This is a genomic window from Mycobacteroides saopaulense, assembly GCF_001456355.1.
Classification (GTDB): domain Bacteria; phylum Actinomycetota; class Actinomycetes; order Mycobacteriales; family Mycobacteriaceae; genus Mycobacterium; species Mycobacterium saopaulense.
This window is the reverse complement of sequence record NZ_CP010271.1, coordinates 3,975,385-3,996,072: the sequence shown is the minus strand read 5'-3', so window position 1 is coordinate 3,996,072 and position 20,688 is coordinate 3,975,385. Positions and strand designations below refer to the sequence as shown.

Sequence of the window (20,688 nt, the reverse complement as noted above, 5' to 3'; positions counted from 1 at the left end):
CGGATATGAGCGACGACCAAACACGAGGTATCTATCGGGACGCCGGAATCACCGTCGAGAAGCTCGGGGAACACATCGGTGCCCGGGTCGACGGTGTGAAACTCGGCGCCGATGTTCCGGCCGAACGCGTGGAGGCCATCCGCATCGCGCTGGCCGTCAACAAGGTGCTGGTGTTCACCGGGCAGCACCACCTCGACGACGACGGGCAGTATGCGTTCGCCGGCCTACTCGGTGAGCCGACCCTGCCCCATCCCACGGTGACCTCGCATGGCACCGAGCTGTTGAACCTGGAGGGGGCGGCGAACGGCTGGCACACCGATGTCACCTTCGTCGACCGGATACCCAAGGCGTCGGTGCTGCGGCCGGTCACACTGCCGTCCTACGGGGGAGCGACCACCTGGGCGTCGACCGTCGCCGCGTACGAACAACTCCCGAAACCGTTGCGTTCCCTGGTCGAGGACCTGTGGGCCACGCATACCAACCTGTACGACTACGCATCCTCCGGGGCGTCGGGCGGGGTGAGCGCCGAGCGTCGCGCCGCGTACTACACCGAGTTCACCAGCTCGCTCTACGAGACGTTGCATCCTGTGGTGCGGGTGCATCCGGAGACCGGGGAACGCAGCCTGCTGCTCGGCCAATTCGTCAAGAGTTTCCAGGGATTGCGCGGCAGCGAGTTCGCCGCGCTGTTCGAACTATTACAGGCACGTATCACCAAGCTGGAGAACACCTTCCGGTGGAATTGGCGCCTCGGTGACGTGGCCATCTGGGACAATCGGGCCACTCAGCACTACGGCATCGCCGATTTCGGCGAGCAGCAGCGTGAGTTGCACCGCGTCACGTTGGCGGGCGATGTGCCGGTGGACATCCATGGCGAGCGCAGCCAGATTCTCGTCGGCGACGCGACCCACTACTCGGCTATCGAGAAGCCGCACCGGTTGGAGCTGTTCGCCGCCTGATCTGTCAGGCGATGCCGCACGCTGTCGTCCACGCTCCCGAGGTTCGGCCGTCGTGGGTGCGAACCAAGGCCACGATCAAGGAGCCGTAGGCATCTCGCCACACCGAATGGCGTGGGCGAGATACCTTGGCGCGTAGAGTTGTTGTGGCGGTAAAGGTGTCGTCGCCCCGCGCGAGCGTGAGCTCATCGCCGTCGACGTACAGTCTGGCATCGGCTACGGCGTCGGTCTGCATGCCGTCGACGGCAAGGGTGATGGCGACGGTGCAGTCGCCGTCGCCGAGGTCCGACTCTTCGAGGCTAAGCACGCACTGCGGCGCGATGCCGTCGGCCGCCGCGGCCGGCCATGCGATAGGCGCCAGGGCCGGCGTCCGCGGGGGAACGGTGCGCCGATCGCGAGTCGCCTCGACGGCGCAGGCCAGGCGCAGCAACCGGACATCGTCGTAGCCGCGTCCGAGAATCGTGAGCCCGACGGGCATCCCGATATCGTCCAGGGTGCCCATCGGTACGGTGACCGAGGGGATTCCGAGGTGCCGCGGCACGAGGTTGCCGTTGGCGACCCACGTGCCGTTGCGCCAGGCCGTATCGGCCGACGCCGGATTGACGTCGGCGTCCGAGCGGCCGATGTCGGCGACCGCGGGATGGATGACGGCGTCGAGTCCGAGCGCGTCCATCCACGCCTCAAGGTCGATGCGGCGCGTCGCCTCCAGCCCCGCGATGCCGTCGGCGATCAGGGGGATCTGTTCCAGCTCGGCGATGCCGGCGGCGGCACGGGCCGGATACTCGCCGAGATCGACCTCCAGGTCGAGTTGATGCCGGTCGTACTGATCGGGCAGTGCACCAGGTGGCGGCGGAAAGATCAGCGCACCGTCGACTTCGCGGACATGCGACAACTCGGGATCGCCGTTGACCTGTAGGAACTCTTCCCAGCCCCAGATGGAAAGGTCCCACAGTTCGCGCTCGTCGTATCCGGCCGGAACGAGCCCGCGGTCCAGCATCGTCGCCGCGCCTTCGTAATTGGTGACGGCGGGGAAGTCCACTTCGAGCACCTCGGCGCCTGCCGCGCGCAGGTCGTCCGCGATGCGCCGCCACAGTTCGACAACGCTGGAACGGGTCTGCACCGGCCGGTCTCCGGAAGTGTCACCGATATACATCCGCGGCACCCCCAGCCGGACGCCACGCAGTGCCTGGGGGCCGGAATCGCCCAGTGCGCGGTAGCTTGCGGGCCGCAATGTCGATGCCGCCGGGATCTCGATCCACGGCTGGCGGCGCCAGAAGTCGCCGCGCGGGTCTGGGTCGTCGGCGACGATGACGTCCAGGAGCGCCAGCAGGTCGGCGACGCTGCGGGTATGCGGAACGACGACGTCCATCGTGGGCACGAGCGGCCAGTTACCGCGAACCGAGATGACCCCGCGCGAGGGGCAGTAGGCCACCAGCGCGTTGCACGAGGCCGGTGCCCGTCCGGAGCTCCATGTCTCCTCGCCGAGCCCGAATGCGCCGAAGCTGGCGGCCGTTGCGGTACCAGATCCGTTGGAGGATCCCGAGCCGAACGCCGACGTCAGATATTCGCTGTTGTAGGGACTTTCCGCGCGGCCGTAAACGCCGCGCTGCATGCCGCCGTTCGCCATCGGTGGCATGTTGGTGAGCCCGAGTAGCACCGCACCCCCGGCACGAAGTTGTGCGATGGTGAACGCGTCGCGCTGGGAGATGAGCCGGGCGAAGGCCGGAGATCCGGCCGCCACGGGCAGCCCCTTCGCGGCGTAGGAATCCTTGGCGGTGTATGGGATGCCGTCGAGCGGGCCGAGTGTGGCACCGGCCGCGCGACGCGCATCGGACTCGGCGGCAGCGGAGAACGCGTGCGGGTCCAGGACGGGCACGGCGTTGAGGGCGATCCCGCTGCGGTCGTAGGCGGCGATCCGGCGCAGATATTCGGCGACCAGGGCGACTGACGTCGTTTCCCCGGCGGCGAGTGCGGCCTGCAGATCGGCGATGCTTGCCTCGACGACGTCCATTGCCTAAACCTTGGGAACCTTGGGCTGTTGTTGCGTGATGCAGTGAATACCGCCACCACCGGCGAGGATCGGCCGCGCATCGACCAGTACCACCTCGCGGCCGGGATAAGCGTCGGCGATGATCTGGGCGGCGTGCGAGTCGGCGGCCGGATCGTCGTAACCACACAGGATCACGCCGTCTCCGGTGACAAGGTGATTGATGTAGCTCCAGTCGACAAAGCCGTCGGCGTCCCGCAGTGTCGCCGGCGCCGGCACGTCGACGATGCCGAACGCGCGACCGCGGGCATCGACCGCGTCGGCGAGCGCAGCACGCAGTTGTGTGGATATGTCGTAATCGGGGTGGTCGGGATTGGTTTGTGCGTGCAGTAAGACGGTGCCGGGTGAGGGCAGCGTCGCGATCATGTCGACGTGCCCCTTGGTGCCCAGCGCCTCGTAGTCGCGCGTGAGGCCGCGTGGTAGCCACACGGTGTGCGTGGCGCCCAGGGTGCGGGCCAGCTCGGCCTCGACCCGGCTGCGGTCGGCGTGCGGATTGCGCAGCGGGTCGAGCAGTACGGTCTCGGTCAGCAGTACGGTGCCGTCACCGTCGACATGGATGGCGCCACCCTCGTTGACCAGTAACGACGATACGAGGGTCGCGCCGGCAGCGGCCGCGATCGTGCGGCCGATCTCGCGATCGTGTGACCAGTCCTGCGGAGTCGACGATCCCCAGCCGTTGAAGGTCCAGTCGACGGCACCCAGCTCACCCGTGGTGTCGTCGACGACGAACGTCGGTCCGATATCGCGCATCCAAAAGTCGTCGAGCGGCGCGACAAGCAGCTCGATTTCCGTCGACAACATTCGCCGGGCGCGTTCGTGCTGGCTCGGGTCGACCACCATCGTCACGGGGGTGAAGGCGCGCACGGCGTGCGCTACCGCCGTCCAGGCCAGATAGCCGGCCTCGAGCGCGGCGTTATCGTCGCCGAACGTGAGGCCGGGCTTCGGGAACGCCATCCAGATCCGCTCGTGCGGTTCGGTTTCCGCAGGCATCCGCCATGCCATGTGTGCCTCTCGGGTTGCACCGGTGTGGGAAATTCCGGCTAGGTCGCGGTATTTAGGGCAGCGCTATGTATTTCGTTTCGAGGTATTCCTCGATGCCCTCGCTACCTGCTTCGCGTCCGATGCCTGATTCCTTGATCCCACCGAACGGCGCGGCCACATCGGAGATCACACCGCGGTTCACGCCGACCATCCCCGACTCCACCGCCTCCGAAACACGCAGCGCGCGATCAAGATTGGTGGTGTACACGTAGGCAGCGAGTCCGTACTCGGTGTCGTTGGCAGCGGCGATTCCCGCTTCCTCCCCGTCAAATCCGGTGATCGCGGCGACGGGGCCAAACACCTCTTCGCGCAAAATCCTTGCATCCGTTGGTACATCGGTGAGCACGGTCGGCGGATAGAAGTAGCCTTCACCGTCCGCGATGGCGCCACCGGTGGTGATGACGGCGCCCTTGCTGACGGCGTCCTGTACCAACTCGTCGACCGAGGCTCGCTGTTTGGCGGTGATGAGCGGCCCGACCTGCACGCCGCTGTGATCCCCCGGGCCGATGGTGAGTGCACTCATGCGTGCGGTGAGCTTCTCGGTGAACTCGGCTCGTACGGCGTTGTCGACGTGGAAGCGGTTGGCCGCGGTGCACGCCTCGCCGATGTTGCGCATCTTGGCCGCCATGGCGCCGTCGACGGCGGCGCTCACATCGGCGTCGTCGAACACGACGAACGGTGCATTGCCACCGAGTTCCATCGACGAGCGCAATACCCTTGTGGCGCACTGGGACAGCAGAACCTTCCCGACAGCGGTAGAGCCGGTGAAGGTCAACTTGCGCAGCCGGGCGTCATCGATCAGCGGGCCGGTCAATGCCGAGGCGCTGGTGGTGGGCAGGATGGACAGCACGCCTGCGGGCAGCCCGGCGTCGGCGAACACCTGGCCCAGCAGCAGCATGGTGAGTGGTGTTTCGGCGGCGGGCTTGACGATCATGGTGCATCCGGCGGCGAGTGCCGGCCCGATCTTGCGGGTGCCCATGGCCAGCGGGAAGTTCCAGGGGGTGATGGCCAGCGTCGGGCCGATGGGCTGCTTGGCCACCAGGATTCGGCCGGCGCCGGTCGGCGACGAGGTGTACCGCCCGTTGACGCGCACCGCCTCCTCGGAGAACCAGCGCAGAAACTCTCCGCCGTAGGCGACTTCGCCCTGGCTCTCCGCCAGTGGCTTGCCCATCTCCAGGGTCATGGCCAGCGCGAAGTCGTCGCGTCGCGCGATCACCAACTCCCAGGCGCGCCGCAGGATCTCGGCGCGTTCACGTGGCGCAGTGGCGGCCCAGGTCTGTTGCACGGCGACGGCCTCGTCGAGTGCGGTGGTTCCGTCGGCGCTGGTGGCGTCGGCGACGGTGGTCAGAACGGCACCGTTGGCCGGGTTGTGGACGGGGAACCGGGCGCCGCTGGACGAGGGGACCTGCTTGCCTCCGATCCACAGGTCGGTGGGGATGGCATCGATCAGTGCTTGGTGGTCCACGTGGGTCTCGGTCACTGCTGGCTCGCCTTCTCGCGGATGATGTCGGACAGGACGGTGATGCCCTCGTCGAGTAGATCGTCCCCGATGACCAACGGGGGCAGCAAGCGAATGACGTTTCCGAAGGTTCCGCAGGTCAGGATCAGCACACCCTGGGAGAGGGCCTCGGCGGCAATGGCTTTGGTCAGTGCCGCGTCGGGTACTCCAGGGTTGCCGGTACCGGGCTTGACGATCTCCATGGCCAGCATGGCGCCGCGCCCGCGTACCTCGCCGATGACGTCGACCTCTTCGGCGAGCGCGCTCAGCCGGGAGGTCACCGAGGTTTCGATGGCCCGGGCCCGTGCCGGGAGGTCGAGCTCACGCATGACACCCAGCGCGGCGATGGCGGCCGCGCAGGTCACCGGGTTACCGCCATAGGTTCCGCCGAGACCGCCGGTGTACACCGCATCCATGAGATCGGCGCGCCCGGTGACGGCCGACAGCGGCATGCCACCGGCGATGCCCTTGGCCATGGTGACGATGTCCGGGACGACGCCGTCGTGCTCGGAGGCGAACCAGGCGCCGGTGCGGGCGAATCCGGTCTGCACCTCGTCGGCGATGAAGACGACGCCGTTGTCCTTGGCCCATGCGGTGAGTGTGGACAGGAATCCGGGTGCGGGCACGATGAATCCGCCCTCACCCTGGATCGGCTCGATGATGATCGCGGCCAGCGACTGCGCGCCGATCTGGGTTTCGATGCGCGAGATCGTCCGCCGGGCGGCCTCTTCGCCGGTCAACCCCGGCTCGTCCCGCAGCGGATAGGAGGCCGGCATCCGGTAGACCTCGGGCGCGAAGGGTCCGAACTGCGACTTGTAGGGCATCGACTTGGCGGTCAGCGCCATCGTCAGGTTGGTGCGTCCGTGGTAGGCGTTGTCGAACGCGACGACCGCCGGGCGGCCGGTGGCCAGCCGCGCTACCTTGATGGCGTTTTCCACGGCCTCGGCGCCCGAGTTGAACAGGGCGGTGCGCTTCTCGTGATCGCCGGGAGTCACGGCATTGAGGAGCTCGGCAACCTGTACGTACCCCTCATAGGGGGTCACCATGAAACAGGTGTGGGTGAAATGCGTTGCTTGGTCGGCGATTGCGGCGGCGACGGCGGGGTGCGAAGCCCCGACGGTGGTCACCGCGATGCCCGATCCCAGGTCGATGAAGGAGTTGCCGTCGGCGTCGACGATCACACCCCCGTCGGCGTCGACGGTGTAGACCGGCATGGTGGAGCCGACGCCCGCGGAGACCGCGACGCGACGGCGCTCGGCCAACGCGCTGGAGCGGGGGCCGGGCAGGGGCGTCACGATGTTGCGCTTCTGAGCGAGGCGGTAGGTGATATCGGTCATGCTGCTCCCTGTGGTCGATCCGGCGATCTCAGTGTGCTCTCGTCGCGCCTGCCCGGGAATGGCCGGTTTGTCCATCGGCGACCCGTGACTACGCCGTTTTGGCGCGGAACGTTCTGCGCCGGCGCTGGTCATTCCGTCAGCGGAGCGGTGTCGCGAGTGAGGGTGCGTCCCTGGAAGAAGTCCGGGCTCTTGACGCGCATGATCAGCATGAGCACCGCCCCGAACGCCAGAATGCCGAAGCCCAGGTAGAACACCAGGCCGATGCCGCCGATCGAAGCGCCGCTCCCGGTCTTCTCGGGATCCATGCTCTCGCGTACGGAGATGACGAACACCGCCGCCAGCATGAGCCCGCCCAGAAGCGGAAAGAGGAACTTGTACACCACGTTGTGGGCGTTCTGGAAAAGCTCAGTGCGGAAGTACCACACGCAGGCAAAGGCGGTAATGCCGTAATACCAGCAGATCATGATGCCAAGGGCGGCAATGGTATCCAGCAGGGTGCGATCCGACAGCAGGCTGACGATCGTGTAGAAGGCGGCGGTGACCGCACCGGCCACCACGGTGCTGAAGGTGGGCGTCAGGAATCGAGGGCTGACATTTGCGAACTGCTTCGGGAAGGCGCCGTAGGTGCCCATGGCGAGCATGGTGCGGGCGGCGGGCAGCGAGGTGGTCTGCAGACTCGCTACCGCGGAGGCGAATATCGCGAGCAGTAACAGCGGGCCGAACCAGCTGCCCAGCACCGGGTCGGCAAGGGCGCCGAAGACGTTGTCCTTGTTCTCCTCGTTGGCCAGACCCAAATCTGTATCCCCGACACCGGCGAACATCATGACCGCCACCGCCACCAGCAGGTAGGTCAGCAGGATCGACAGCACGCACAACAGCCCGGCCCGGCCCGGTACCTTGGTCGGATCCTTGCATTCCTCGCCCAGGGTCAGGCAGGTGTCCCAACCCCAGAACGCGAAGATCGATCCGACGAGCCCAATCACGAAGGCGCTCAGGGTCAGCCCCGTGAGCGGATTGAACCAGTCCAGGTCGAAGTCGAGGTGTCCGGCCGCGCTCGGTGCCTTGGCGATGGCGACGACGGCGAAGATCACCAGCACGATCATCTGGAACCCGACGAGAACATATTGCACCTTCTCGCTGGTGGTGATTCCGCGGCTGGAGATGTAGGTCGCGATCGCCAGCAGCGCCACGGTCGAGAGGATGTTGACGGCCTTGTTGTCGGCGAGTTCGCCGATCGTCTGGTTGTGGGAGACGGCGCCCAGAAACTGATACCCGTACTGCACACCGATAGATGCCAGGTTGGACAACACGATGATGGTGGCGATCACCATGCCCCAGCCGCACATCCAGCCGACGTAGGGGCCAAAAGCCTTGGTGGACCAGGTGAACGAGGCGCCGCAGTCGGGTGCGCGCGAATTCAGCTCGCGGTAGGCGTAGGCGGTCAGAAACATCGGGATGAAACCGGCTATGAGAATGGCCGGCATCTTCAGGCCGACGGCGGCGACGATCAGGCCGATGCTGGCCGTGAGTGTGTATCCGGGTGCCACCGTCGAGATGCCGAGGACGGCGCCGGTGAAGGTTCCGATGCGCCCGGCGGCCAAGCCTTTCGAGACGAGCCCCTCCGTCTGCTCGGCCTGTTCCAGCTCCGCGCGGGCAACGCTCTCAGTGCCAGATGGTCTTCCCGCAAGCGGATCATCAATCACGGTTGGCCTCTTCCTTGGGGATCACGACCATCGGAACCTGCAGCACCCGAAGCATCTTGGCGGCCGTCGATCCCAGGAACAGCCGCCGCGGCTGCGCAAGACGGCTGGAACCCACCATGATGACGTCGCCCTCATGCCAGTCGAGCTTGTTCACGGCAGCCTCCACGGTGGGTCCCTCGGCGACCATCGAGGTGACCGGGAAATCCGGCGGCAGAATCAGTTTGGCAGTCTCCAGGGACTGCTGTGCGTGGATGGAGGCGCGTTCGCGCGCCGACTGGTCGTCGTCACCCCCGGGGATCGGGTCGAACGACACCAAGGACACCAGGCGCAGCGGTGTTTTCGCGCGCTGGCAGGCCTGCAACGCGGTATCCAGCAGCACGTGTGCGCCGGGCCGGGTTCCCATGGCGCAGGTGACTTCCCGAACGCGCAGGTTCTTCTGATAGCGGGCGCCACGCGGAGAGATCACCAGCGGGATGGGGGAGGAGTGCACGAGCTCGTTGACCACCGATCCCAGCGACAAGCTGCCGACCAGGCCGCCACCAGAACCGCCCACCACGATGGCCTCGGCCCCCAGGTCCACACATTGCGCGATGAGTCCCTCGGCGATCGATTCGTGGAAGCTGATATGCGTCTCGACGGTCAGGTCGTCGGGAATGGTGGCCTCGGCATGCTTGAGCCAATGAGTGGCGTTCTCGGACAGGATATCCTGGCGCTCCTGCTGCGGAAGCGGAGCAAGGATCGGGCGATCCAGGGGCAGCACCATACACAGATCCAGGTGTGCGCCCAGAGAACGCGCGATCTGTGCTCCGACGGCTAGCGCGTCATCGCCGCCCGGGGTGGCCAGATACGCAACGGCTATCCGCTTGGCACCTCTCGTGGCGGCATCGTTCATGGCTAGGCCTCCTGGTGTCCTGGTGCGTGACAGCTCTTCGGTGGGCTGGGAGCGACGTCGAGCGAGGGGTTGCGGTCGAAGAACCCGACCGGTTTGAGCCAGAAGTTCACGGTGTCGACGGGCATGATGGGCCAGTCTTCGGGCCTCGTGATGTGGTGGATGCCGAACACGTACCACAGCACCACGTCGGTGTTCTCGATGGAGCGATTGTTCGCGGTCCAGTTAGGCAGGCCCAGATCGTCCTTGCTCTGTGTGACGAATTCTCCTGCCGGCCAGCGTTCCTCGGGTGAGTTGGGCGTCACCCAGAGGGTGTGCTCGATGGCGCGGCAGCGGGCCAGCACCGGCGAGGAAGGATCGAACATGGACGGGATGGCCGCGCCGGGCACCAACTTGTAGGCCGGTGCAGTGCCGATGCCGTTGCGGGTGTTGTCGTTGACGACCTTCCACGCGCGCTGGGTCTCCCAGCGGAAATCCTGTTTGCCTTCCGATTCCGTGCGCAGCGGGGTGTTGCGCTGCCGCAGGGACAGCCCATACGGATTGTCGGGGCCCACGGGTTCGATCTCGGTTTCGGTGGCGTACACGGTGTTTTCGGTGCCATCGACATCGAGGTCTAGCCTCGCGACAAGGAAATGCTGGTGATAGGGCGCATAGGTCCGGTTGTCGACGAGGGTTCCGTGCGCACTGTGAACTCCGGCCGGAAGATTGCTGACGACCATGATTCCTGTTGCGCGGACCTCACATTCGATGTTTCCGTCCTGATAGAAACGCCAATACGTGAGGTACTCGTAGTTGGCGACGGTGACGTGGAACGACACCGTGAGCCGGCGCATCCGGCGCACCTCGGCGCCGTGATCGTGGTCCACGTGCTTCCACAGGACGGCGTTGTCCTCTTCGTGGATGCAGATCGCATTCTTGATGGTGTACGGCTCACCCTTGCTGTTGTGCAGGACCGCATCCAGGTACCGGATCTCGCCGAGGCAGTCACAGCCCAGCTCCAGCGAGGTCGTCATGAACCCGATGCCCCACTCGCCGATATCGAAAGCTGTTCTCCGGTAGTGATCTTCGCAGTGATCTCGGTACGGCACCATCATCTCGGCGAACGACATGCGATGGGCGACCGAACGCACCCGGCCGTTGTCGTTGTAGGTCACCGCATGCAGGGTCATGCCCTCGCGGTAGTTGAATCCGACGCGCAACGACCAGTTCTGCCATTGGAGCTTGTTGCCCTCGAGGGTGAATGAGGGTCCGTCCGGCTGTGTTATGTGCAGTGGCTGCAGAGATTCACGGGTGCTCTGGCGGCGGAGGCGCTCCGGTACATGTCGAGGCACGTACTCGCCCATCATCTCGGGCCGCTCGACGGTGAACGTGTCCTCGATCTCCAACAGCTCCATGCTGTTCATGTCGATGATGCAATGGAATCCGTTGACGGGTCCCGCGTACGGGTTGGCGCCTTCGCTGGAACGCACCCAGGTGTCCGACCAGCCCAGTCGCCTGCCCTTGTACTTCTCTGGCATGACCGCATCGCCGTACGTCCAGGTATCCATGAACACCAGGTCCATGTCGGTGATACCGCGTTTGGCCAGTGCGGCGATCACGTCGGGGTGGCGACGCAGGGTCGCGTCGGCCTCCTCCCATTCATCAACGGTGAAGTTGGGCTGTACTCCCGGAATGTGACTCCAGGACAACACCTCACCGGACGTCAGAGAAATGACCGCCTTGTAGGTCGCGTTTTGGTTGGTGTCCAAACAGGTGGCCAGTGCTCGACGATCGGGCCGTGTGCCCTTGCCGTCGAATGCGGCGATCTCGGATTTGGAGGGCTCGGCCAGCTCGATGGAGGTGTACCGCCAACTCTTTCCGACATCGTGCGTCTGCGCCAGAATCTCTGCGACCGCGGTGAACTCGTCCGCAGCCAAGGGATCAAGCGGGTGAAACGTATCGGTCGTCACGCGTGGGCGCTCATCACGTGCTTGATCCGGGTGTAGTCCTCCACACCGTATGCGGACAGGTCCTTGCCGTAACCGGAGTACTTGAATCCGCCGTGCGGCATCTCGGCAACCAGCGGGATATGACAGTTGACCCATACACATCCGAAATCGAGCTCGCGGGTGAACCGTTCCGCGGTGGCATGGTCCTTGGTCCAGACGCTGGAAGCCAGGGCGTAGCGCACCCCGTTGGCCAAGCGCACGGCTTCGTCCGCACTATCGAAGGACTGGACGGTCAGGATCGGCCCGAATGTCTCCTCCTGGACTATGGGATCTTCCTGCCGGACGCCGGTGACAATGGTGGGCTCGATGAAATACCCGTTGTCGCCCCAGCGTTTTCCGCCGGTCACGACGATGGCGTGCGCGGGCAGGTTCTCGAGCTTCTTGGTGACAGCGGTGAAGTGGTTGACGTTGTTCATCGGCCCGTAGAAGCTGTCCGGATCGTCGGGCGGGCCGGGTCGCAGCGTCTGAGCCGCGGAGTTGAGGGCGTTCACGAACTCGTCGTGGATCGATTGATGCACGATCACCCGGGTGGCGGCCGTGCAGTCCTGGCCGGCGTTGAAGAAGGCAGCCTGCGCGATACCCAATGCGGCCTTGTCGATATCGACGTCGTCGAACACGACGACCGGGGCCTTGCCGCCGAGTTCGAGGTGGCTGCGCTTGAGCTGTTCGGCCGCCGACGCGGCGACGGCGATACCGGCGCGCACCGAGCCCGTGATCGAAACCAGCCCGATAGCAGGGTGACTCACCAATTCGGAGCCGGTGGCCGCGGTACCCAAGACGACGTTGAAGACCCCGTCGGGCAGGATGCCCTGGGTCAGCCGAGCCAGCACCAGCGTGCTCTCGGGGGTGGTGTCACTGGGCTTGAGGACGATGGTGTTTCCGGTGGCCAACGCGGGACCGATCTTCCAGATCGCCATCATGAACGGGTAGTTCCAGGGAGTCACCTGCCCGACGACCCCGATGGGCTCACGACGAACGTAGGAGGTGAAACCCTCCATGTATTCGCCGGCCGACTTGCCCTCGACGAGCCGTGCGGCACCGGCGAAGAACCGGACTTGGTCGGCGCTGACGGCCACCTCTTCGGCGGCGATGATCGCCTTGGGCTGTCCGGTGTTGCGGCATTGCGCCTCGACGATCTCGTCGGAGTGGGCCTCGATGGCGTCGGCGAGCTTGAGCAACGCCTGCTGCCGAAAGCTGGGGGTGGATCTGCCCCAGGAGACGAAGGCACGTTCGGCCGCCGCCACGGCCGCGTTGACGTCCTCGGCGTTGGAGACCGGGGCGCGGCCCACCACCGATTCATCGACCGGGTTGATCAGGTCGATGGTTTCCGATGAGTTGGAATCGACGAACCGTCCGTCGATGTAGTTCTGGAGTACTGAGTCCGGCATATCGCACGTCCATCCGTCGAGGGAATCCCGTTAAGCACGCAGAGAATCAGTGTGCGCGACGACACATCCCCGATCATCCGACAATTTCGGGAATCTTCGCGGTGTTTTTCACCATTCTGTACAGTCCCGTGAGGTGACTGTTTCGGTGCGTTGGGTGCTGGACCAGCCGGACCTGAAACTCACTCTTCAGGGCGGTGCCGCGGGCCTGGGGCGCGAGATCAACCTGGCGCTCACCACGGAACTCGCTGACCCGGCCCGATGGCTGTCGGGTGGAGAGCTGGTGCTCACCACCGGCATCGGTCTGCCCTCGAGTGCCCGCGAACGGCGGAGCTATCTACACGCTCTCGACAAGAACAATGTCGCCGCATTGGGATTCGGCACTGGATTGACCTTCGACGAGGTGCCTGCGGAGTTGGTGGCGGCCGCCGACGAGCTCGGCATGCCGGTGTTGGAGGTGCCGCTGCGAACCCCGTTCGCGGCGGTGGTGAAGACGGTCAGCACCCACATCGCCGAACTGGAATACGACGCGGTGCTGCGTGCCTCGCGCGCGCAGCCCAGGATCACCCGGGCGATTGTCAACGGCGGTGTGCAGGCGGTCACCGCGGAACTGGGGCGGTCGTTGCGGGCCAGCGTGGTGGTGCTGGACGCCGGTGGCACGGTGGTCGCCAGTCATCCGCGCAATCTGGATGTCGCGACGGTGAATCTGGTTCGCGGCGCACTGACTCCGGGTGCTTTGGCGGGCGCTCAACAACTGGGCCCGGGAATAGCCGTCTCGCAACAGGCGATCGGTGTGGGCGGCACGTCGTACGGAGTGTTGGCCGTCGTCAGTAAGACACCTCTGACCTTCGTGGACCAGGTGCTGCTGGGGCATGCGAATTCGTTGCTGGCCTTGGACTTCGACAAGCCATCGCGGTTACAGGAGGCGCAGCGGCAGCTGAACGGGCAGGTCCTGGGGCTACTGCTGGGGAACGAACGGAATTTGGATCCGGTGTGGGCGCAACTGAGTCGGGCCGCCGACGGGCGCGGGCGCATTCGGGTCTTGGTGGTCAATGCCGAATCTCAGGCGGCGCTGCCCAAGGTGCTGTCCTCGGTGACCCGGGCCATGGAGTCCGAGGGTCACGTGGTCTTCGCGCATACCGCCGAGTTCCAACTCACCGTCGTGTTGCCCGGCTCGGAGACCCTCGAATTCGCGCGGCAGTTGTTTGCGGAGGTGGACGGGCGCGCCAGGAAGGGGTTGCGGGCGGGCCTGAGCGGGGCGCATCCGGTGGGACGACTCGTCGATGCGGTGCAGAACGCGAAGCTCGCCGCATCGGTGGCCGATCGCGGTGGGACGCCGCTGGAGTTCACCTCGTTGGCGGGCAGCGCGCTGCTGTCTTTCGGCGCGAGTCGTGAGGTGCTGATCGCCGTCGCCAACGCGACATTGGCTCCCCTCGCCGAGTTCGACGCTATGCACGGGGCTGAACTGATGGCGTCTCTACGGGCCTATCTGGAGGCCAACGGTCACTGGGAATCGGCGGCCGCGGCCGTCGGCGTGCATCGCCATACGCTGCGCAAACGCGTTGAAACCGCGCAGTCGCTGCTGGCCTGTGACCTCGATATCGCGCGCGTGCGCGCCGAACTGCTGCTGGCGATGCTGGCGGGAACGCCGGACGCCGGGAAGTAGATCAGGACCGCGAAATCGCATTGCGTTGGGTCTGGGTAGTGCTACCTTATCTAGAACAGGTTCCAGTTTCGGGGTTATTTATGCAGGTGAATAGATCGTGAGCGCCATGGTTGAAGCGTCACCGGTGCGGCCAGCCGCCATGCCGTCGACCCGGCGCCAACATGAGCAGTACAAGCGCATGCTCGATGCGGCCGAGGAACTCGCCATGACCCGCGAGCTCGACCACGTTCAGATGCACGACGTCGCCAAGCACGCGAACGTCGCCATCGGGACGTTGTACCGGTACTTCCCGACGAAGCGTCATCTGTTCGTCTCCGCTCTGGTGCGTGAGTCCGAACGGCTTGTCGGCCGCATTCCGGTGCTGCCCGACGGCGAGCAGACCCCCGCCGACCGGGTGGGCGAGGCGCTGGTACGGGCACTGCGCGGGCTGACACGGCGGCGCATGCTGGCCATCGCGATGATCCGGTCGTCGAACTCGGCCTCGCTGGCCGAGGTTCCCGATCTGATGCAGATCGAGAAGCGGTTCCATGAGCTGATATCCGAGGTGGCCGGGCTATCCGATCCGACCGATGAGGATGAGGCCGTGATCAGGCTGCTGGTGCACCAGTGGTTCGGCTGTATCCAGGTGTGTCTCAATGGTGGCCTCACCGTGGCGCAGGCCGAGGCCGATCTGCGCCGGGCATCACAGCTGTTGATGCGCGACTGGCGTGCGCTGGGCTCTTGACGCGCCGGTCGCAACGCGTCGATCAACGACCGACTACGCGAGGGGTCGCCGCGGATACCAGCTTGTCGGGGTTGGCGACGGCGTAGAGCCGGCTGATCCTGCCGCCGGTGATCTCGATGGTGATGATGGCTTCCAGAACATCGCCGGAGTACACCGCGATGGCCGGTGAGGCATTGGCGATGACTACCTCTGTCCTCCTGTGCTCCATACCCTTTCGGAACGGGCCGGCGAATATGCGGGCCAGCTTGCCGGCGCCGGTGAGTGGCCGTCGGACTGCCCCGGCCCGCCCGTTGCCATCAGCGATCCAGGTGGCGTCGGGTGCCAGCAACGCCATCAGGCCTTCGACGTCTCCGGTCTCGGTGGCCGTGAGGAACTGCTGGGCGATCCGCGCGCTCTCGTGAGCGGCGACGGGTTGGAATCGTCTGCGGCGCGCGTGTACATGCTCGCGCGCTCGATGTGCGATCTGCCGCACCGCGGTGGCGGATTTGCTTACCGCACCGGCGATCTCGTCATAGTCGAAGCCAAACACATCGCGCAGCACGAACACTGCGCGCTCGTCGGGCGTGAGGGTTTCCAGCAGCACCATCATGGCCATCGACACGGACTCGGCGAGCAGTAGGTCGGCAGAACCGTCGTGTTCGTCGAGCAGCAATGGTTCGGGCAGCCATGGGCCGATGTAGTCCTCGCGCCGGCGGGCGCTGGTGCGCAGGGACTTCAGTGCTTGGCGCGTGACCAGCTGTGCCAGATAGGACTTGGTGTCTCGTACTGTCGTCAGGTCTACCTGAGCCCACCGTAGGTAGCTGTCCTGTAACACGTCGTCCGATTCGGTTGCCGAACCTAGGATCTCGTAGGCGATCGTGAACAGCAAGGGGCGCAGTAGGACAAATCGTTCGGCATGTTCGTCGGTGTTGATCACAACGTGGTGGCCTCCGCCTGATCTCTAGTGGTTGACGCGTGGCGGGCCTGGCTCTTGAACCACACGCTCGCCCCCGGCTTGCGGCCCTCCCGACGCAGCCCCCACGGGACACTCTTGAGGACGAATTCCTTGAACGACGCCGTCAGCCTGCCCCGGGTATGGAACCCGACTGGACTGTCATCCTGGTGCGTGAACTGTAGAACCGCATTGTGTCGTCCAAGGCTCAGGCATTGCCCGACATACGCCAGGCGGAACGCGGCGGGCTCGGCACCCGACAGGCGGCTCAGCACCGTGTCGGCAGCCGCGGCGCCGGTCGTGTTGGCCGTGTAGCAGCTCATGCGCGTCGGCAGGCTCGACGTGGTCACGGCGTCCCCGGCTCCGATAATCCGGTCGTCGTCGATACTGGTGAGCGTTTCATCGGTGAGCAGCCGGCCGTCGGCGTTGGTGCTCAGGCCGCTGTGGGCGGCCAGGCTCGGTACCCCGAATCCGCCTGCCCAGATGGTGATCGTGCTGGGTAGCGCCGCACCGCCCGCGAGCACCACGGAGTCCGGTAGCACCTCGGAAACTGTCGCATTCTCCAGTACGTCGACCCGGCGGCGAGCGAACCACATGGCGATCGACCGCCGTGCGGGCGCCCCGAATGCCGGCGCCAATCGGCCACCGCACACCAGCCTCACTTGTCGACCGAGATCGGCCAACTCGGCGGCCATCTCGATCCCGGTCAGGCCGGCCCCCACCACGGTGATCGGGGCGTCGTGATCTGCTGTTTCAAGAGCTTGGCGCAGACGTTGCGCTGACTCGAATTCGGCAAGAGGATAAGCGAATTCCGCGAGACCCGGTATGTCCGCGGGCGCCGAATCGGTGCTGCCGACCGCGTAGACGAGATAGTCGTAATCGAGAATGTCTCCGGACTCCAGGCGGACCATGCGCGCGCGAGCGTCGACGCGTGCGGCGCCGTCGACAACGAGTCGCACGCGCCTTCCTAGCAGTGGGGCGTAGTCGACCGTGGCGATACCCGTCCCGGCCGCGAACTGGTGCAGCCGCAGGCGGTGAACGAAGTCGGCGCGCGGGTTGATCAGTGTGATGTCGATATCGGTGTTCTGCTGTAAACGGTTGGCCGCCATCGTTCCGGCGTAACCGCCACCGAGGACTATGACGTGTGGGTGCTGATCGGTCATGCTGGGCTCCCATTCATTCGGGGTGTGATGCCCTTGAGATCCCGCCCAGGTCGGTTTTGTGACATCGGGTCATAAAATATGACGCGGATCACACAAAATGGAGTGTGGCGTTCTTCTAGCCCTGCAGGGCGGCCAGCGCGGCGTCGATGGCCAGTGTCGGCACGTCGATGGTCTTGGAACCCAGATCGTGGCGCGCGCCGGTGATCTCCACGATCGTGGCGCCTGCCGGGATCAGTACCGACGCCTCTTTGATTTCCTCGATGGTGCCGAACGCATCCGAGCTGCCGTGGGTGAAGACCGTCGGAACCTGGATATCGGGAAGATGCTCGGTGCGCAGCCGGTCGGGCTTACCGGGCGGATGCAGCGGGTAGGAGAACAGGGTCAGAACGTCGATGATGGGCCCCTTTTCGGCCACGAGCATCGATGTTTGGCGTCCGCCGTACGAATGACCGCCCGCCAGCAGTGGGCCGTCCACCATGACGCGAGCCTTGTTGATCACCTCGGCGATACCCGCGCGGTCTTTGTCGGCGGAGGAGGCCGAGGGAGGGCCGCTTGGCCGGTTGCGCCGGAATGGCATGTCGAACCGTATCGCCAGCCAGCCACGCTCGGCCCACGCCGTGCACAGCAGGCGCAGCATGGGGGAGTGGCAGCTGCCGCCCGCCCCGTGGGTGAGTACTACCGCACCGTGGGGGTGCCCGTCGGGGTGGTGGGCGATTCCGGCGATGTCCGGAAGTTCCTCGGTGCTCACCCAGCCAGCCTAAGGCTCGTCGTGCGAGTGCAGCCTGAACAGGGCCGATACCGGGCCGTGGCCGTGCCCCAACGGGTAGGCGGCCTTGAGGCATTCGGTGATCCATCGTTTTCCGAACGCGACGGCTTCGATGACGGAAAGTCCATGTGCCAGCGCGCAACTGACGGATGCCGCGAGGGTGTCCCCGGCGCCGTGATCGTGTCCGGTGTCCACCCGCTCGACGGGAAAGTAGTGAAACTCGGTGCCGTCGAAGAGTAGATCGGTGCTGGTGTCACTGGATCGCAGGTGCCCGCCCTTCACCAGGGCCCACTGCGGGCCGAGAGCGTGGAGTCTCCGGGCCGCCTCCCGCTGTGACTCCTCGTCGACGACGTCCACGTCCACCAGCAGACGCACCTCGTCCAGGTTCGGGGTGACGAGCGTCGCCAACGGAAACAGCTGTGTGCGTAGCGCGTCCAGCGCGCTCGGGTGTAGCAGTGGGTCTCCGTGCATGGATGCGCAGACGGGATCGACCACCAAGGGCGCCGCCATCTCAAGTGCGCGCCACGTGTCGGCGATGGCCTCGATGATTGGGGCCGAGGCCAGCATCCCGGTCTTGGCGGCCTGGATGCCGATGTCGGTGATCACCGCCTCCATCTGCGCGGCCACGACGGGCGGCGGTATCTCGTGGAAATCCTTGACGCCCACCGAGTTCTGCACAGTCACGGCGGTAACCGCCACGCACCCGTGCACCCCCAGCAGCGCCATGGTGCGCATGTCGGCTTGAATGCCCGCTCCGCCCCCGGAGTCGGACCCGGCGATGGTCATCGCCCGCACCGGGGTGACGCCCGGCTCCGAGAGGGGCAGGAATATGGAACTCATACGCTGCCTACGAGATGGGCAGATAGACCCGATTGCCGTGTTCGGCGAACTCTGCCGACTTCTCCTCCATGCCGCGGGCCAGCATCGCGTCGATGTCCTCCTGGGTCTCCAAACCGTTCTCGGCTGCGAACTCGCGGATATCGGCGGTGATGCGCATGGAGCAGAACTTCGGGCCGCACATCGAGCAGAAGTGCGCCGTCTTGGCGGGCTCGGCGGGCAGCGTCTCGTCGTGGAATTCGCGGGCAGTGTCCGGGTCCAGTGACAGGTTGAACTGGTCCTCCCACCGGAACTCGAAGCGCGCCTTGGACAATGCGTTGTCACGCAGCTGTGCGCGGGGGTGCCCCTTGGCGAGATCGGCGGCGTGTGCGGCGATCTTGTAGGCGATCACACCGTCCTTGACGTCCTTGCGATCGGGCAGGCCCAGGTGTTCCTTGGGGGTGACGTAGCACAGCATCGCCGTGCCGGCCTGCGCGATGATCGCGGCGCCGATGGCCGAGGTGATGTGGTCGTAGGCCGGAGCGATGTCGGTGGCCAGCGGTCCCAGGGTGTAGAACGGGGCCTCCTCGCAGAGTTCCTCTTCCAGTTTCACGTTCTCGACGATCTTGTGCATCGGCACGTGGCCGGGACCCTCGATCATCACTTGCACGCCATGGGATTTCGCGATCTTCGTCAGTTCGCCGAGGGTGCGCAGCTCGGCGAACTGTGCCTCGTCGTTGGCGTCGGCGATCGATCCCGGACGCAGGCCGTCGCCGAGTGAGAAGGTCACGTCATAGCGCGCCAGGATCTCGCACAGCTCCTCGAAGTGCGTGTACAGGAACGATTCCCGGTGGTGTGCCAGGCACCAGGCCGCCATGATCGAGCCGCCGCGCGAGACGATGCCGGTGACGCGCTTGGCGGTCAGGGGCACATAGCGCAGCAGCACGCCGGCGTGCACGGTCATGTAGTCCACGCCCTGCTCGGCCTGTTCGATCACGGTGTCGCGGTACAGCTCCCACGTGAGTGCGGCCGGGTCGCCGTTGGTCTTCTCCAGCGCCTGATAGATCGGCACGGTGCCGACGGGGACGGGGGAGTTGCGCAGGATCCACTCGCGGGTCTGGTGGATGTCCTTGCCGGTGGACAGGTCCATGATGTTGTCGGCGCCCCAGCGGATGGCCCACACCATCTTCTCGACTTCCTCGGCGATCGAGGAGGTGACGGCCGAGTTGCCGATGTTGGCGTTGATCTTCACGCCGAAGGCCTTACCGATGATCATCGGCTCGCTCTCCGGGTGCTTGTGGTTGGCCGGGATGACGGCCCTGCCCGCGGCCACCTCGACGCGGACCAGTTCGGCGGGTACACCCTCGCGGACGGCGATGAATTCCATCTCGGCGGTGATCTCACCGGCGCGGGCACGTTGCAACTGGGTACCCCGGTCGGTCACGATCCCGGCGCGCGGTGGCAGACCCTTCTGCAGATCGATGACGGCATGGGTATCGGTGTACGGGCCCGAGGTGTCGTACAGGTCCAGGTGCTCGCCGTTGGTCAGGTTGACGCGGCGCTGCGGCACCCGCAGTCCGTTGCCGAGCTCCTGGTAGATCTTCTCGCTGCCCTGGATGGGACCCGTGGTGACGGTCTCTGGGGTACGTGACTGATCAGGCATTTTTCTCCTCCCTACGCCGGCATTACCCGGTCAGGTTCATACGGTCGACGGCCCTAGCCGTCCTCTCAGCGCACTGGTGAGCGCTCCCGTGTTTTGTGTTGTGGGGCTGTTCGTTGAC

Annotated in this window: 16 protein-coding genes and 1 riboswitch; of the genes, 3 read left to right on the top strand and 13 right to left on the bottom strand. The window is 65.6% G+C overall.

Annotated features, from left to right (window positions below):
• Positions 1–5 precede the first annotated feature (5 nt).
• Positions 6–956 carry a TauD/TfdA dioxygenase family protein gene (locus MYCSP_RS19985; protein WP_083018206.1) on the top strand — a complete coding sequence of 317 codons (951 nt, stop codon included), beginning with the start codon at positions 6–8 and terminating at the stop codon, positions 954–956.
• Positions 957–960: 4 nt separating this feature from the next.
• Here MYCSP_RS19985 and MYCSP_RS19980 read toward each other — a convergent pair whose 3' ends face one another.
• From MYCSP_RS19980 to MYCSP_RS19945, 8 genes are all read right to left on the bottom strand, one after another.
• A complete protein-coding gene (locus MYCSP_RS19980) occupies positions 961–2,964 on the bottom strand; it encodes an amidase (protein ID WP_088414874.1) in 2,004 nt (667 codons plus the stop codon).
• Between the two features lie 3 nt (positions 2,965–2,967).
• Positions 2,968–4,002, bottom strand: coding sequence for an agmatine deiminase family protein (locus MYCSP_RS19975; RefSeq protein WP_088414872.1), 1,035 nt, complete (start codon positions 4,000–4,002; stop codon positions 2,968–2,970).
• Between the two features lie 52 nt (positions 4,003–4,054).
• Positions 4,055–5,491, bottom strand: coding sequence for an NAD-dependent succinate-semialdehyde dehydrogenase (locus MYCSP_RS19970; RefSeq protein ID WP_088415686.1), 1,437 nt, complete (start codon positions 5,489–5,491; stop codon positions 4,055–4,057).
• A 26-nt stretch (positions 5,492–5,517) separates the two neighbouring features.
• A complete protein-coding gene (gene gabT, locus MYCSP_RS19965) occupies positions 5,518–6,876 on the bottom strand; it encodes a 4-aminobutyrate--2-oxoglutarate transaminase (protein ID WP_083018213.1) in 1,359 nt (452 codons plus the stop codon).
• Positions 6,877–7,004: 128 nt separating this feature from the next.
• Positions 7,005–8,579, bottom strand: a complete 1,575-nt coding sequence (locus tag MYCSP_RS19960; RefSeq protein ID WP_235629499.1) for an APC family permease — start codon at positions 8,577–8,579, stop codon at positions 7,005–7,007.
• Positions 8,572–9,471, bottom strand: coding sequence for a universal stress protein (locus MYCSP_RS19955; RefSeq protein WP_083018215.1), 900 nt, complete (start codon positions 9,469–9,471; stop codon positions 8,572–8,574). The genes MYCSP_RS19960 and MYCSP_RS19955 overlap by 8 nt, the downstream gene beginning before the upstream one ends.
• Positions 9,472–9,473: 2 nt before the next feature.
• Positions 9,474–11,417, bottom strand: coding sequence for a primary-amine oxidase (locus MYCSP_RS19950; RefSeq protein ID WP_083018217.1), 1,944 nt, complete (start codon positions 11,415–11,417; stop codon positions 9,474–9,476).
• Entirely contained in the window at positions 11,414–12,844 is a 1,431-nt protein-coding gene (locus MYCSP_RS19945) for an aminobutyraldehyde dehydrogenase (RefSeq protein ID WP_088414870.1), read from the bottom strand. Before MYCSP_RS19945 ends, MYCSP_RS19950 begins: the two co-directional genes overlap by 4 nt.
• Positions 12,845–12,989: 145 nt before the next feature.
• Between MYCSP_RS19945 and MYCSP_RS19940 the strand changes: the two genes are divergently transcribed.
• Both MYCSP_RS19940 and MYCSP_RS19935 read left to right on the top strand, forming a co-directional pair.
• Positions 12,990–14,507, top strand: a complete 1,518-nt coding sequence (locus tag MYCSP_RS19940; RefSeq protein ID WP_088415684.1) for a PucR family transcriptional regulator — start codon at positions 12,990–12,992, stop codon at positions 14,505–14,507.
• Positions 14,508–14,613: 106 nt separating this feature from the next.
• Positions 14,614–15,231 carry a TetR family transcriptional regulator gene (locus tag MYCSP_RS19935; protein ID WP_083018221.1) on the top strand — a complete coding sequence of 206 codons (618 nt, stop codon included), beginning with the start codon at positions 14,614–14,616 and terminating at the stop codon, positions 15,229–15,231.
• A gap of 22 nt (positions 15,232–15,253) precedes the next feature.
• Here MYCSP_RS19935 and MYCSP_RS19930 read toward each other — a convergent pair whose 3' ends face one another.
• From MYCSP_RS19930 to thiC, 5 genes are all read right to left on the bottom strand, one after another.
• Positions 15,254–16,147, bottom strand: coding sequence for an RNA polymerase sigma-70 factor (locus MYCSP_RS19930; RefSeq protein WP_083018223.1), 894 nt, complete (start codon positions 16,145–16,147; stop codon positions 15,254–15,256).
• On the bottom strand, positions 16,144–17,325 hold the full coding sequence (locus tag MYCSP_RS19925; RefSeq protein ID WP_088414868.1) for an NAD(P)/FAD-dependent oxidoreductase: 1,182 nt from the start codon (positions 17,323–17,325) through the stop codon (positions 16,144–16,146). Before MYCSP_RS19925 ends, MYCSP_RS19930 begins: the two co-directional genes overlap by 4 nt.
• Before the next feature lie 115 nt (positions 17,326–17,440).
• On the bottom strand, positions 17,441–18,073 hold the full coding sequence (locus MYCSP_RS19920) for an alpha/beta hydrolase family protein (protein WP_083018227.1): 633 nt from the start codon (positions 18,071–18,073) through the stop codon (positions 17,441–17,443).
• A gap of 9 nt (positions 18,074–18,082) precedes the next feature.
• On the bottom strand, positions 18,083–18,931 hold the full coding sequence (thiD, locus tag MYCSP_RS19915) for a bifunctional hydroxymethylpyrimidine kinase/phosphomethylpyrimidine kinase (protein WP_088414866.1): 849 nt from the start codon (positions 18,929–18,931) through the stop codon (positions 18,083–18,085).
• 7 nt (positions 18,932–18,938) lie between these two features.
• Positions 18,939–20,570: a phosphomethylpyrimidine synthase ThiC gene (gene thiC / locus MYCSP_RS19910; RefSeq protein ID WP_070909071.1), complete on the bottom strand. Its 1,632-nt coding sequence runs from the start codon at positions 20,568–20,570 to the stop codon at positions 18,939–18,941.
• Positions 20,562–20,670, bottom strand: a riboswitch (TPP riboswitch). (Overlaps the previous gene by 9 nt.)
• Positions 20,671–20,688 lie beyond the last annotated feature (18 nt).

What these genes read in the sequence shown, in the direction of transcription:
- thiC (WP_070909071.1), bottom strand. Translation starts at nt 20,570, where the DNA reads ATGCCTGATCAGTCACGTACCCCAGAGACCGTCACCACGGGTCCCATC.
- MYCSP_RS19935 (WP_083018221.1), top strand. Translation starts at nt 14,614, where the DNA reads ATGGTTGAAGCGTCACCGGTGCGGCCAGCCGCCATGCCGTCGACCCGG.
- MYCSP_RS19955 (WP_083018215.1), bottom strand. Translation starts at nt 9,471, where the DNA reads ATGAACGATGCCGCCACGAGAGGTGCCAAGCGGATAGCCGTTGCGTAT.
- thiD (WP_088414866.1), bottom strand. Translation starts at nt 18,931, where the DNA reads ATGAGTTCCATATTCCTGCCCCTCTCGGAGCCGGGCGTCACCCCGGTG.
- MYCSP_RS19975 (WP_088414872.1), bottom strand. Translation starts at nt 4,002, where the DNA reads ATGGCATGGCGGATGCCTGCGGAAACCGAACCGCACGAGCGGATCTGG.
- MYCSP_RS19980 (WP_088414874.1), bottom strand. Translation starts at nt 2,964, where the DNA reads ATGGACGTCGTCGAGGCAAGCATCGCCGATCTGCAGGCCGCACTCGCC.
- gabT (WP_083018213.1), bottom strand. Translation starts at nt 6,876, where the DNA reads ATGACCGATATCACCTACCGCCTCGCTCAGAAGCGCAACATCGTGACG.
- MYCSP_RS19925 (WP_088414868.1), bottom strand. Translation starts at nt 17,325, where the DNA reads ATGACCGATCAGCACCCACACGTCATAGTCCTCGGTGGCGGTTACGCC.
- MYCSP_RS19985 (WP_083018206.1), top strand. Translation starts at nt 6, where the DNA reads ATGAGCGACGACCAAACACGAGGTATCTATCGGGACGCCGGAATCACC.
- MYCSP_RS19945 (WP_088414870.1), bottom strand. Translation starts at nt 12,844, where the DNA reads ATGCCGGACTCAGTACTCCAGAACTACATCGACGGACGGTTCGTCGAT.